Annotated in this window: 7 protein-coding genes; 2 read left to right on the top strand and 5 right to left on the bottom strand. The window is 43.3% G+C overall.

Annotation, left to right across the window (positions count from 1 at the left end; all coding sequences use genetic code 11):
- Window positions 1-10: 10 nt before the first annotated feature.
- From J4E06_RS10880 to J4E06_RS10870, 3 genes are read right to left on the bottom strand one after another with little or no spacing between them, the layout of a single operon-like run.
- Window positions 11-1969, bottom strand: coding sequence for a sialate O-acetylesterase (locus J4E06_RS10880; protein ID WP_349523936.1), 1959 nt, complete (start codon window positions 1967-1969; stop codon window positions 11-13).
- Between the two features lie 35 nt (window positions 1970-2004).
- Window positions 2005-4986 (bottom strand): glycosyl hydrolase 115 family protein, encoded by a 2982-nt coding sequence (locus J4E06_RS10875; RefSeq protein ID WP_349523935.1) that lies wholly within the window; start codon window positions 4984-4986, stop codon window positions 2005-2007.
- A 20-nt stretch (window positions 4987-5006) separates the two neighbouring features.
- The gene (locus J4E06_RS10870; RefSeq protein WP_349523934.1) at window positions 5007-6122 is read right to left on the bottom strand and encodes an endo-1,4-beta-xylanase; all 1116 of its coding nucleotides are present in this window, start codon (window positions 6120-6122) and stop codon (window positions 5007-5009) included.
- Between the two features lie 209 nt (window positions 6123-6331).
- Between J4E06_RS10870 and J4E06_RS10865 the strand changes: the two genes are divergently transcribed.
- Window positions 6332-7648, top strand: coding sequence for a glycoside hydrolase (locus tag J4E06_RS10865; RefSeq protein ID WP_349523933.1), 1317 nt, complete (start codon window positions 6332-6334; stop codon window positions 7646-7648).
- Between the two features lie 120 nt (window positions 7649-7768).
- On the top strand, window positions 7769-10006 hold the full coding sequence (locus tag J4E06_RS10860) for a CRTAC1 family protein (protein WP_349523932.1): 2238 nt from the start codon (window positions 7769-7771) through the stop codon (window positions 10004-10006).
- Here the strand turns inward: J4E06_RS10860 and J4E06_RS10855 are convergent.
- Window positions 10003-13293 carry a VCBS repeat-containing protein gene (locus J4E06_RS10855; RefSeq protein WP_349523931.1) on the bottom strand — a complete coding sequence of 1097 codons (3291 nt, stop codon included), beginning with the start codon at window positions 13291-13293 and terminating at the stop codon, window positions 10003-10005. The genes J4E06_RS10860 and J4E06_RS10855 overlap by 4 nt on opposite strands.
- A gap of 111 nt (window positions 13294-13404) precedes the next feature.
- Complete coding sequence (locus J4E06_RS10850; protein WP_349523930.1) at window positions 13405-14919, bottom strand: carbohydrate binding domain-containing protein; 1515 nt, start codon at window positions 14917-14919, stop codon at window positions 13405-13407.
- Window positions 14920-14974 lie beyond the last annotated feature (55 nt).

The following is a 14974-nucleotide window of genomic DNA, read 5'->3' as shown; positions in this document are numbered from 1 at the left end:
TTACGAATAATCATTCAGTTCTAAAAGGCGATGCCGGTAGCCCTTCCTTATTATATAAATTGGGATTATCTGGATTATCTGCCCAAGCATAGCGTACATATTTTGGATTGGCGATTTCGTCGCTCCATACAATTACTTTGTCCCCTTCAATTTTTGCTTGTGCCCAAACAAAGTTTTTGTCCTCACCGGCAATCTCAAAAGTATCAGGTGCTCCGCCATCATTGGTCATCAATCCTCCACCGACATGTGAAAAGGAAATGACGATTTTACCATCTTTTATTTGAGAAGATTGATAAAGTGGCCCTGAATACACAATATCTTCACCATATACCAAGTTTTGGGCGGCCAGAGCCATTCGTTCCCCTACATCTTTCTTGTTGTCGGGGTGGATGTCGTTCCATTCCCCTAAATCAATATTGACTGTCATTGCGGTGTTCGGGTCGCCCAAAGCCTTTAGTTGGGCTTCCCTGAGTTCGGCCCAGTTGCTCTCGGTGGGAGAGTAGGTCACATCACCAAAATTGGGAAGCTGGGCATAGATAAAGGGCAGCTCGGGATCATTGTAAATTCCTCTCCATCCATTCATCAGAGCGTGCATCAAGTCCAGGTATTCCTCAGGTCTGCCAGCGTTGCTCTCGCCTTGATACCACAACACCCCTTTTATGGGAAGTTGAACATAGGGAGCCACCATACCGTTGTACAAGGCCGTGGGCTCATTTTGGGGATTGATGGTTCTTTCTTCGGGTTTGTCATCATTCTGTGAAAAAGAAGAGAAATCAACGGGCGGATACACCTCTCCAACCTTGTATTGCCAATATCCTTTTAAATCCACGGTATCCTTGTCCGTAAAAATATAATAGGGCTTGTCCGGCACAAAACCCCCTTTACCAAAATTATTGGTCACACGAATGACAAAAGTGTTTTTCCCGGCTTTCAGAATATTTGCAGGAACATCATATCTTCTTTGTGGATATTGGTAGGTGGTGTTGCCCACTTTTTCACCATTGATATACAATTCGTCGGCGTCTACGATACGGCCCAAAAACACGGTCGCCTCTTCGTTGTCCATGGATTGGGGCAGAACGATTTCCTTTCTGTACCATACCACTCCGTTGAGGTCTCTGGCTCCTTGATCTTCCCAATAGCCAGGAATGTTTATCCTGCGCCAGTTCTCAGGGGTGAAATCCACATCATACCAAGGTTTTTCGCCGATAAGGCCTTTGTCCTTTGGTTGTTGAGCCTTTTGTTCGCCAGGGAAGCGCTTTCTGGAATGGCTGTTCACAAAGGCAGTATCCTTGTTTTCTTCAATGATTTTTAAAATATCTGGGAATTCTTGGTAGCCCTGCTCGTTTATCCAAGCCTCGATCGGAGTGCCGCCGACACTTGCATTGATTAGCCCGATGGGCACCCCATATTTTTTGTACAATTTGCGTGCAAAAAAATAAGCGACGGCTGAAAAAGGCCGAACCTCCTCGGATACGGCAACTTTCCAAGAGCCTCCGTCCAAATCTTTGCTCGGGCCTTGTAGGTCAGTCTTTCGAGGTACCTTAAAATGCCTGATTTCTGGGTAATCGGCATTAACAATATCTTTTGCATAGGTAACATCATGAATGTCCATTTGATGCACCATATTCGATTGTCCGGAGCAAAGCCATACATCCCCGATCAAGATATCTTCCAGACGGATATCGTTTTTTCCGGAAATTGCTAGGGTGTAGGGGCCTCCCGCCTTCATTTTGGGGAATTCCAAGCTCCAGTTCCCTTCGGAATCGGCAGACGTTTTTCTTTGCTTTCCGTTGAATGTCGCTGTTATTCGTTCTCCCGTCGATGCCCAGCCCCAAATGGTGATTTTGGCATTGCGCTGGATGACCATACTGTCCCTGATGATTTCAGGAAGTGTTATTTGTGATATTCCTGCAGTGACCGAGAACACCAATAAGATAAATGTTGCAAAGGTTTTACCGTTTTTCACAATACGTGTTTAATTGATTTATGTTGAAAATTAAATTATTTCTTAATCAAGCTTTCTGGCGGACCTAAGTAACTTTCTACATCAACACCTTCTTTTTGCAGCACTATTTTTTGCAATACAAGCCCGGGGTCAACGGCCCAATACCTGATGGTGTGCGTTCCTGCCGAAAGTTCTTTGGAAAGCACGGTTTGTTTCATGATGTTGTCCTTGACCGCTTCGTTCCACCAAGTGGGATAGGTCCAATCCGCGGCTATGGCATCTTTGTGCAAATTTATCATTTGTGGGGCATCTCCATCAATGGAAACGGCATAAATCAAACCTTCATCTTTTTGAAAGTTAAGGGTAGGTGAAAAGTATGTCGTCAGGTTGTAAGTGCCTGAATCCATAAGATAAATATCGTATTCCAAATACGGACCGTTATCGTTAGGATTCTGTTTTGTAGCGGTAACGGGCTTAGTGGTTATGGCAGACCCTGTTCGTCCAAGATTGGGTATGGTTTGCCAGGAAACATCTTCTGTTTCATTCGCACTTTGATAATTTACTGCATCCATGCTCACTATACCTTGATTTTCTACAAAACCTGTGATGTTTTCCGGGAGGTCGTTTCGGATAGGTAAGCTAACCTTGATTTCTTCTTCAGAATGATCAGCTTTAATTATTATTTCCCCTAGGTCTTGACCACTGGGAGCTTTATTCCAGTCAATACTGACAAAAACTTTTTCATCATATTGAATGGTGCCTCCTTTCGAAGACAACTTGATCCATTCGTTTTCCGTGGTGATGGTATAGCTCAATTTTTCCTGCCCCATATTGAAGATCTCCACATAATAGTTTTGATCGTTGATGGGGTCAAAAGAGGGAAAACTGCTACTGTTGAGACCACCTGGCATCCAAGGGGAGCGACTAACACCATCCTCCACTACGTAACCCAAATTGGCTTGGTTTCCAGATTGGATGTATGACACCGGGGGCATTTTGTTATAAGCTGGGTCCCTCCAGTCGGTATGCCCCATATGAGTTTGGGACATCATATGGTTCCATTTGCCATTGGCCAGACCATGATAGTGATTGGTGAACACGGTATCCTTAAAAAACAGTTCTCGAGCTTTGTCGGCAAAGTGGTTTGTGGATGCCCTGTTCTGAAAACCATACAATCTGTTCTTGCCGGCTGACACGTACATTTCGTTCAGGTTTGCGCACGCTTCCACCGGATATAGCACCAATTGATAAAAAGCATCAAGGGCTCCCGCTGGCAATTGCTCTTCAACTTTTTTTGCACGGGTCACCAAGGAATTGTAATCTTCGACCATTTTTTCTGCCTCATTGAAGTTTTGAAGACTGTAGGTGGTCGGTTCAATCAATTCTGGTTTTCTGCGTGAATTGTATTTTGTGTACAAGGCTATGATTTCACCGATTTCTTTGGCGTGCTCGGTTCCAAATTGTTTTTGGGACCAAGTGGTGTAATATTTTGACAGTTGCTCAGCAGGGAATTCCTCAGGGTTCCAAGCATAATCCAAAAAGAAACTGATCGGGAACTCCATAGGTTTGATGTCCCCCACATTGACCAACCAAATTTCATCCACGCCGTAAGAATATGTTAAGTTCATTTGCTCCCAGACCCTTTCAATTTGGGTAGTGTTCAACCATTTGTAGCTCCGGGGCCCGCCAACAAAATCAAAATGATAGTACATGCCATAGCCGCCCTCACGAGGTTCGCTGTCCAAAGCTGGCAAAACCCGTACCTGACCCCAGTTGTCATCACACAGCAATAAGGTTACATCGTCGGGAACGCGCATACCTTTGTCATAATAATCTTGAACTTCTTTGTACAATGCCCAAACCTGTGGGGTTTCCGCAATAGGTTTGCCGGTAACTTCTTCTATGATCTCTCTTTGATCTTTTACAATTTTTTCCAAGAGATCGATATTGGTGCCTTCACTCATCGCTTCATCCCCGTCTCCTCGCATGGCAAGGGTAACCACTTTTTCTTGTCCTTTGGTACGCTCCATTCCTTCCCTCCAAAACTCCCTTAGTTTTTCAGGGTTTTTGTCGTAATCCCAAGGACCTTCCCCATGGCGGTCCCATTCCACGTGCGAACGCATCAACGGTTCGTGGTGCGATGTGGCCAAAACTATACCCATTTCATCGGCTAAGGGGGCAGTGGTGGGGTCATCGTCCCATAGTGACCTTCCCCACATGGCAGGCCAGAGGTAGTTTCCTTTCATCCGAAGGATCAATTCAAAAACCTTTTCATAAAACTGTTTGTTGAAATCACCATATTTTTCTGTCACCCATCCCGATAATGCGGGGGCTTCGTCATTGATGAAGATGCCCCTATATTTTACTTTGGGCTCGCCAAGAGTATAGGTTTCTGGTTTGGCGTAGATGTTCTGGCGGACTTTTATGGGAACATCGGCCCACCAATACCAAGGGGAGACCCCCATTTTTTCTGAAAGGTCGAACATCCCGAAAATGGTTCCCCGTTTGTCGCTACCGGCTATGATAAGGGCGTTTTCCACCCCTTCCATCGGGTTTTCCACAGAAGTAATCAAGAACTGCTCCCATTTGCCTTCCAATTGGGCTACATCGATTTTGCCTTCTTGACCCAAACGATCGATCAAACTGCTTTTGCCAACGGTACCGACTATGATGAGATTTTTTGATTGATATTCGTCACCAACGATCAATTCAGGTTCTTGGCCGGAGACATGGCCCAAATCCTTTTGGAACATACCTGCTATCCTTAACACGCCTGGATGGTCGGATGGGCTGACCAAAATATCACTAGCAACCCCATTTTCAACAATGGTAAATCCACTTTCTTCCTTATTAGTAGTCAAGAAAGAGCTTTGAGGAAAGGTATCCTTTGTCGGGAGGGTAAGTATTCTTTCCAGATTGTTTTTTTCATTGCCAACTTGTTGTGATTCACCCTTTTCACAAGAAACGAGAAGGGTAAGCATAGTCAAACCCAATAAGCCCCTTTGAGCCCACTGGGTAAAATTGGTCGTTGTCTTCATGGATGTTTTTATGATAAAAATTAGTCTTTAGCCGAATTGATCACTGCATCGAATGCCTTTTTGGGTTTCATTTCCCTATCGAAAAGCAAGGTATAATCCGTTCTTCCTCGAATGGGGAAATTATTTTTCCAAGACAGGCCATCGTGCAATCCCCAGAAGGTTACTCTACTGATTTTGTCTGAATGCTTGTTGAAAAGCTTAAAAATTTCTTCATACCGTTTTGCCAATTGGGTTTGTACCGAATCGGGCAAGCCGTTGGGGTAGGGGTTCATCGTCGGATTGTTTTCAAAGCGTGCCGAAATATCTGCCGTAGGGGAGTTCCAAGGACTTGGCAAAACAGAGATGTCCAACTCTGTGAACATAACCTTGACACCTGTCTCCGCATACATTTCAATGGCTGTTTCAATTTCTTCGATGGATGGACCTTCCAAGCTCCAATGGGCCTGAACACCAACCCCGTCTATCTTGATGCCCTTGCTCTTAAGGTTATTGATGATGCGTATGGCGCCATCCCTCTTTGCCGGGGTGATGAGATTATAGTCGTTGTAGTACAGTTCGGCCTCAGGATCCGCAGCATTTGCAAATTGGAACGCTTTTTCTATAAAGGCTTCTCCACCTATTTTGAAAAACGGTGATTTTCTATACGATCCATCTTCTTCCAAAGCTTCGTTGACCACATCCCAAGCGTCTATCTTGCCCTTGTAGTTCCCAACAATGGTGGCGATGTGCTTTTGTATACGGTCGGTCAATTTTGCATTGTCAATGGTGTCCCCATTGTCGGACGTAAACACCCAGGGAGCCAATTGGCTATGCCAAACAAGCGTGTGGCCAACCACGAACATATCATTTTCCTCTGCCAGTTCCACCAATTTATCCGCCTGTTCAAAATTATAGGCGTCCTGCTTTGGGTGTATGTACATCCATTTCATGTCATTTTCCGCGGTCAACGCATTGAATTGCGAAGTAATCAAATCGATTTCTTCTTGGTTGCTTTGGTTGATTTGCGAACGGTTGATGGCAACACCCATCAAGAATTTGTCTTTGAACGCATCTTTCAATGATGCTTCCTTTTGTGCTTTGGATTGATTTGGTGCCAGTGCAAATGCGGCAACCAATAGAATTAGAAACTTGTTCACGATTAAGTATTTGTTAAAATAATCACCATTATTCGGTGGCTATAATGATTTCTTCCAAAAATAATTAATAAATTGGCAAAATGCAATCGATTGCGTAAATTTATGATGTTGTAGTGAAAGGGTGTGGATAACGCTTCTCTACGGGTTTTTAAATTAAAGGGATTGATGTTCGCATCATTGACTTAAACAGTAATTGAAAATAAAAATGCATGAAAAGAATAAAACGATTTTTTTTGATCTTAACTGTGATTTTGGGATACAGTTGTAGTAGTGATAATGGTCAAACCAATACTGTCGGAGGGCCTGAACCAACACCGGAACCGACTGATCCCACGGTGCTGCAATCCGATGCTGCTACCATCACGCCTGCTGAAACTGAACAAAACATCAGTGGTTTTGGCGCTGCCACGGTTTTTAGGTTGAACAGTCCACTTACAACTTCTGATATGGATAAACTGTTCGGAAACGATGAGGGAGAGGTTGGTTTATCCATTTTGAGAATACGTGTCGCTCCAGATGACAACGCAAGGGCCATTGAACTTGAGCATGCACAACTGGCAGCCGAGAGGGGCGCTAAAATCATGGCGACCCCGTGGAGCCCCCCGGCCGAAATGAAGACCAACAACGATTTGATAGGTGGATCTTTGAAAACCGAATCCTATGAGGATTACGCCAACTATTTAAATGATTTTGCCGCATATATGGAGACAAATGGAGTTCCTTTGGAAGTGATAAGCATCCAAAATGAAGGCGATTATGAAGTTTCTTATGAGTCCTGCAATTGGTCAGCGGTACAAGTGCGGGATTTTATGAGGGATTACGGAGGACTTATCACCAATTCCAAGCTAATGCCCTCGGAATCGTTTCAGTTTAGGCACGAACACACCGATTTAACATTAAATGATCCCGTGGCAGAAGCAAATGTGGATATTGTAGGCGGGCATATTTATGGGACTGCGGTGGCGGATTATCCTTACCCTCTTGCCCTGGAAAAAGGAAAAGAACTATGGATGACAGAACATTACAGCACTAGCGATAGAAGTGCAAATTTGTGGCCCGATGCCTTATTGGTGGGTAGGGAAATTCACGACTGTATGACGATTGGTCAATACAGTGCCTATATTTGGTGGTATGGCAAACGATATTATGGCTTTATTGGCGATGGTGAAGAGGGAACTTCCAGCGGAGTTGTTACAAAGCGGGGTTATGTTATGTCCAATTTTTCCAAGTTCATTAGACCTGGCTATACACGAATTGATGCTGATGCAAGTCCACAGACAGATGTATTCGTTAGCGCATACTCTGGGGAGGGAAAAACTGTAATAGTGGCAATAAATGAATCCGACCAGACCAAGGAACAGCAGTTTGTGATCACAGGAACGAACAGCACTGCGGTAACCCCTTACATTACGAGTTCATCCAAAAATCTAGAAGCGCAAGAAACTGTTGATATCGAATCCAGTATAGATGCCTTTTTATATTTGTTGCCACCCAATAGCATCACAACTTTTGTTACAGAAAACTAATGCATTGAGTTTGATTAAGTGATTGTTTGTTTTATGATTGAAGAAATTGATTTGGACATAAGTTCACATCGTAATAATTTTTACGTCTCAAAAGGAAATATTTTCCCAATCTTGATTTGGATGATAGTGCTGTGTTCGGGCTGTGTGAACTCCGAGAAGGAAAATCAATCTAAGACCAGTGCTGAAACGAATCGTATTTCTGAAAATAAAAGGAATACCACCCAAGAGATGATTGATGATATCCAACAGAGAGTTGCAAGCATCAATGTGGAAAACGTACCTTATATTTTTAACAATGCCAAAGTTGACATTTTAAGACAGAAGCTTCAATCGGCACAGGGCAATGAGATGTTAAATCTGCTGTTCACTTATGGGCTGGAGTTGCTAAATGCGGGTAAAACGGACGAATCCATTGCAGTTTTGAACCAAGTATTGCAGGTTGTTGAAAGTCAAAATATCCCGTCAAAGGAAGAGTTGGTGTTTTTTATAAAAAAACAATTGGCCATTGCTTATATGAGAAAGGCGGAGCAGGACAACTGTATCGCAAACCATACCAATGAATCGTGTATCGTTCCCATAAGCCCGAAGGCCCAGCACATTATTAAGGAAGGGGCACAACAAAGCATAGCATTGCTTAAGGAATTGCTCGTGTTAAACCCAGATGATCTGGAATGTCAATATCTATTGAACATTGCCCATATGACGTTGGGCCAGTATCCCGAAAAAGTACCCAGTGAATTTAGGATTCCCGAGTCGCACTTTTCCAATGCCGCAACGTTCCCACATTTTACGGATATCGCTATGGATTTGGGTGTTGATGTAAACCTGCTGTCCGGAGGTACTTGCTTGGATGACTTTAATGGTGACGGCTATTTGGACATCATCGCATCTTCTTGGGGCCTTAACGACCAAATCAAATATTTCGAGAATGATAAAAAAGGTGGCTTCATTGACAAAACCGATGATGCCGGATTGCAAGGTGTTACAGGAGGACTGAATTTAAGACATGCCGACTATGACAACGACGGCCATATGGATTTTGTGATTCTACGGGGCGCTTGGTTGTCCGTTTTTGGCAGTATTCCCAATTCCTTGATGCGAAACAATGGGGATGGCACCTTTACCGACGTCACCAAAGCTTCAGGGATATACTCCTTGAACCCAACGCAAACGGCTGTTTGGGTAGATGCCAACTTGGATGGATTGCTCGATTTGTTCATCGCCAATGAATGGACAGAGGCGAAACAAAGTTATTGCGAGCTGTTTTTGAACAATGGGGATGGCACCTTCAACAACATTGCCAAAGATGCAGGGATAACCGTGCCGGGTTTTTTTAAAGGTGTGGCAACAGGAGATGTCAACAATGATCTATACCCCGATTTGTATTTGTCCGATTACGATGGACTCAACACCTTGTACATCAACACCACCAAGGAAACGGGTAAGCCTTCTTTTGCAATTGCAGACAAAACTGCCGGAGTTGCCGAACCAAAATTAAGCTTCCCCACTTGGTTTTTTGATTATAACAATGATGGTTATGAGGACATTTTTGTTTCAGGATACTCTTCTTCGGAGGTATTGCCCTCTGAGATGCTCCTCAGAAATATAAAAACCAACACTACGGATTACAGGCCGCTATTGTATCAAAACAATGGGGACAACACCTTTACGGAAGTATCTTTAAAAGCCAATTTAACCGAACCCGTTGCCACGATGGGCTGTAATTTTGGCGATTTGGACAATGATGGCTATTTGGACTTTTATTTGGCAACGGGCGACCCTGATTTTTTCTCCATCGTGCCGAACAAAATGTACCGAAATGTGAACGGTAAAAGGTTTGAAGATGTTACTTACAGTGGCGGTTTTGGACACATTCAAAAAGGGCATGCCATCGGTTTTGGGGATATGGACATGGATGGAGACCAAGATATTTACGCCGTGATGGGCGGCGCTGTGGAAGGTGATGTTTTCCGAAACTTACTTTTTGAAAACCCAATGGGCAATAAAAACAATTGGATCAATATGGTTTTGGAAGGAAAGCTGAGCAACCGTTCTGCCATTGGGGCCAAAATTATCATAACCATTAAAGAGAATCAAAAAGAACGAAAAATATACAACACAGTCGATTCAGGGGCGAGTTTTGGGGGCAATAGCCTTATGTCCGAAATTGGATTGGGAAAAGCCACCGTCATCAAAAAATTGGAAATCAAATGGCCTTATCATACCAAACCCGTTTCCACTTTTGAAGGGGTAGAGGTAAATCAAACCATTAAAATCATTGAGGGAGGAGAAATTCAGCAGCTAGACCTTCCCGAAGTTTCTTTTGCGTCAAAAATGTCAGAACATCAGCATCACTAACCCTTCTTCATTCTGAAAATAGTCAATGCTTCATCATTATTGGCAATCAAATAACAATCTTCTCCACCAATAGATATCTTTTTCATATCCTTTACATTGTTCTGGGTAAAAAAGCTAGTATCTGTGTATGGTGTAAGATTACCTGCTGAATCCCCCAAAAGAATATAGCCGGTATTGGCATCATAGCGAATGGTTTCCACTTCAGCTTCGTAAATGTTGCCAACCCCCAAAACATCCAAATGACCATCTTGGTTGATATCCGTTACCTCAAAACCCATCGTTGGACCAAATTGGGCCTTCGTGGGAAGCTTTTGTACCTTAAAAGAGCCATTGCCTTTGTTTTTTAAATAGACAGTGCCAAACTCGTACGCTTGTTTATGGTAGGCGGCATCCAATTCTTCCTCTCCGTAAATGTCAATCAAGGTGGAGTTGGCAAATTCTTTATAGGTTTCAATCTTTTCGCTCACAAAAGGGTTTTGTTCCGTGGAACATTCCTTGCCTCGAACGGGAACAAGTTTGCCTTTGTAGTATTTGCTCAATACCATATCGTATTTACCATCCGCATCAAAATTGGTGGAATAGATATGGAGCGGTTTGTCTTTTGTGGGGTGGAACTTGTTGTTGTCCCCCAAATTGCCCACCAGATAATCCATCTGGCCGTCCTTGTCCAGATCCACTTCGGTAATGGTATTCCACCAACCCTCGGTTTGGTTTAAAGATGGCATTGTTGTTTTTGAGAATTTCCCGTTTTGGTTCTCAAAAAAGGTAATGGGAATCCATTCCCCGACAACAGCTAAGTCTGCATCCCCATCCCCATCATAATCCGTAAAAAGCAAATCGTTTACAATTCCAATATCCGATAGTTCTGGAGCGAGTTCTTCTGTTGCGTCCATAAAGCGGCCATTTTCATTCTTCAGTACATAGGTCATGGATGAAAGGGGGTATTTGCCGGGAATTACCTGTCCACCAATTAGCAAATCCAAGTCTCCGTCGCGATCAATGTCGTTGGTGGCAACTGTTTTTGTGACGCCCAACATTTTGGGCAACCTGTTGGTTTTTGAAAAATTGCCCTTTCCATCATTTATATAAAGTCGGTCTTGGAGTAACGGATTGTCTTCACCGACCTCGTAACTGCCACTGCCCACATATAAATCCAAATCCCCATCGGTATCGGCATCAAAGAAAAGAGAGGTGGTATCTTCGTATCTGCTTTCACTTGAAAGCAAGGATGTAATGGCCTTATTGAATTTTCCATCTTGGGTTTGCAGGTACATTTCTCCCGCTTGATCCAATGCGCCGCCCACGTAGAAATCCTCCAGTCCGTCTCCGTTCACATCTGCAACGGATAGTGCAGGGCCTTTTTGTGACTGCTTTTGAGGCAGTAAGGTCTGTAAATCAAAATCGTTAAAGTTGTTTTCTTGGTGGTTGAACGTTATTCCCAAACTATCGGGATCGATGCTTACGAAATTTTCAACTTTCTTTTCGGGCATTATTCCGTCAAACTTAAAATCTTTTTTATCGAAAACAAGTGTTTGATTAACCGCTACGTCGTCCATGGCCAATACCGTATTATCGCCCCATATCACCTCAATCCGGTCAATTTTTTCTTCATCGCCCAGACCAAAATTTAGTTGATACCCCATGGATGACTGGTATCCTCTCGAGGGAAACAGTTCTTGGTATTGCGTTTTTTCTTTGGAGTATACTTTCACTTTGGCGCCAACCGCCTTCACATTTTTTTCATCGCCAATAAGCTTAATGTTAATGAAGTTATGGGTCGCATTGTTTTCATATACCGTTGCCTGATCGGACATGTTGTTCATGACCAGATCTAGGTCACCGTCGTTGTCCAGATCGGCATAGGCAGCGCCATTGGTGTTTATTTTTTTGCTCAAACCCCAATCATCAATCTTTTTTTCAAAGGTGAAATCACCATTGTTTTTGTAGATGTAATTTGAGATTTTCTCCGAAGGCATGATGTCCATCATCTCTTGAACGGTCATGGCTCCTTTTTCCTTTTGCTGTCTAACGGACTCTTTTTTGTAATCCTGATTGCCCAGTTCCCTTTCGATTCCGTTGGAAACAAAAATGTCCTTGTACCCGTCATTATCAAAATCGGCGATCAATGGCGCCCAGCTCCAATCTGTTTTGGATATACCTGCCAACTGACCGATGTCGCTAAAAGAACCGTTACCGTTGTTCAATTGGAGTGTGTTTGCCATAAAGGAATAATGGTAGCCCGAATTGACCATTTTCCAAAAGCCCTGAGTGTTCATTGAGGCCATATTTTCCTTACCACGTCTATGGTCTTCGGCGAGCATGTCCAAAACCACCAAATCGGGGAAAGAATCATTGTTTATATCAGCATAATCAGAACCCATCCCATTGAATGGAATGTGCTTGAACCTAGTATCTATTTGGTTTGAAAAAGTTCCATCTTGGTTGTTTATATATAAATAATCAGGATGAATAAAATCGTTGGCCACATACACATCGAGCCAACCATCATTGTTAAAATCACCTATGGCGGCACTCAAGCCCCATTCTTTGTTGATTATTTTGGCCTGAAGCGTAACATTCGTGAAGGTGTCCCCATCGTTTCTGAACAAATGGTCCGAGGTCTCTTTAAAATATTCCCGTTCCGCTCTATTTTCTATGGTATTGCTCTGGCCAAAATCGTGACGGTGATTGACCAAATACATATCCAAGTCCCCGTCTTTGTCGTAATCAAAAAAATAGGACTGCACGGAGAAGCCATTTTGGTCCAATCCCCATTGCTTTGCTTCATTTTTAAAAGTTCCATCTTTTTGATTGATGAAAAGCTTGTTTTTTCGAAGTTCATCATTTCTGAGGGATGCCGATTTGCATACGTAGATGTCCAGCCAACCATCGTTGTTTATGTCCACCATGGATACTCCCGTGGTCCAGCCATCGCTATCCTCCAGACCAGCTTTTTCCGTTACATCCATAAACTTAAAATCACCTTGATTTAGGTATAGCTTATTGGAATTTTGATTTGAGGTAAGATAGATGTCCTCGAGGCCATCATTATTGATGTCTCCAATTGCCACTCCCGCTCCATTGAATGCATACACATATTCGATGTAGTTGAAATCGATATTTTGCTCGACGGTATTTTTAAAATCGATCCCCGTTGTGGTTCTGGGCACCAATGAAAATAGGGTAGGGGCATCTGAGGCCTTTTTCTTTTTGACATCAACTTTGTCACAGTTTATCAAGGCGGCTAAAAGGAATATAAAAACCCAATGTTTATGTGTTCTTCCCATAATTCTTAAGGATAGCAAAGTAAAAAAAGGCCATCACAATGACAGCCTTTCAAAAATCTTAGTTTAATATGAAAAAGAATATTGATCCATTCCTTAGTACCAAGTTAGGCGCTACTCTTCTTGCGGTGGTGCCAAAACACTGACATCATCAATAAAATAAACTGCATTCTCTGTAGCTCCAAGGTCTAACACAATTTGTGTCTGTGTGCTGTTGGCAGTCAATAGCCACTCAACTTTTTGCCATTCGGTAGTTACGGTTACATCAGCTTGGTATTGGGGATCACCGTTACCTGCGGTGGACATTCTTATGATACCGCCATCACCTGGGCCCACTGCCGCTTTGATCCATAAACTGACTGCATATTCTACACCATCCTCGGTAGGAACGGCATCACTGGCTATCTGGGTCCTCCATGGGTCTGATCCAAATCCAACCGCCCTAAGTGCTCTATCGCCACTGCGGACTTCATCGGCCACTGTGGTAGCAGTCAACAAGTCAGCTCCATTGAATTTGCTCCAATTGGTAAATTCATCTCCATCTCCTTCTTCAAAACCTCCGTTGAGAAGAATTTCGGTAGGTTGTGGCCCGGAAAGACCTGTGGCAACCAAAGTGACGTTATCTACAAAATATACAGCATCTGCCACAACACCGAGGTCTAGTACTGCACTTGCCGGTGAAGCATTGGCAGTAAATACCCACTCAATTTGTTGCCATTCCGCTGTGATGTCATAATTGGCACTGTAAAGTGCGTCTGGAGTAGTTGAAAATCTGATATTCCCACCGTCCCCAGGAGTTCCGGGCTGCCCTTTTATCCACATGGACAAGGTGTATTCCACATCAGTTTGCGTTGCGGCAGCATCGCTGGCCAATTGTGTTCTCCAAGCATCTCCACCTACACCTACGGCACGTAAAGATCTTCCATAAAAAGCTTCACCATCTTCGGTGGTGGCAGTCATTCCGTCACCGCCATTAAACTTGGACCAGTTGGTGAATTCATCTCCGTCACCTAGTTCAAATCCTCCGTTCAACAGTAAATTCTCACCCACATAAAATTTTCCGGGAGCTGATGCTTCCCCTCCAGAGGTAACTACTGTAATGGGAGCTTCCAAGTTTTCCTCTAGACCCGAGGGAACGGTTATTGTCAACTCGGTAGCAGTTGAAGAAACCACGCTTGCTTCAATCTCTCCAATGGTTACGGACTGGACGTTATTTAAAGATGTTCCTTTAAGTGTAACTTCGCCTCCCTCTGGAGCGGCGCTGGTGGACAGTGCCGTAATAATTGGAAACGGTCTTGCGACTACTTCAATATTGCGGGTAACGATATAGCCATCGGGCATTACCAAGGTAACTGTTCCTTCGCCAATGGGTGCGTTATCTGGAAGTGTAAAAGTTAAGACATCCCCATCCAATTGAAAGGGGATCTGATTATTTTCCAAAAAGACAAATAGAACTGCCTCAAAATTACTACCCTGCATACTTACTTCATCACCAGGATAAAAATTATCCGACTCAACGCTGGTCACATTTACGGCAGTGGCAGATAAATCGTCATCTTCACAGCTTACGGTAAGAACAATTGCAAGAACTGCTAAAAAGCTACCTATGAATTTAAGAGTTTTTGACATGATTTTAGTGGTTTAATTTAGTTATCTTATGTTTTGTGCTAATAGATGAATCCAA

The sequence above is a fragment of the Allomuricauda sp. NFXS6 genome (assembly GCF_040148835.1).
Lineage (GTDB): Bacteria > Bacteroidota > Bacteroidia > Flavobacteriales > Flavobacteriaceae > Flagellimonas.
The sequence above is the reverse complement of the archived record's forward strand: the minus strand, read 5'-3'. Positions and strand labels throughout refer to the sequence as shown.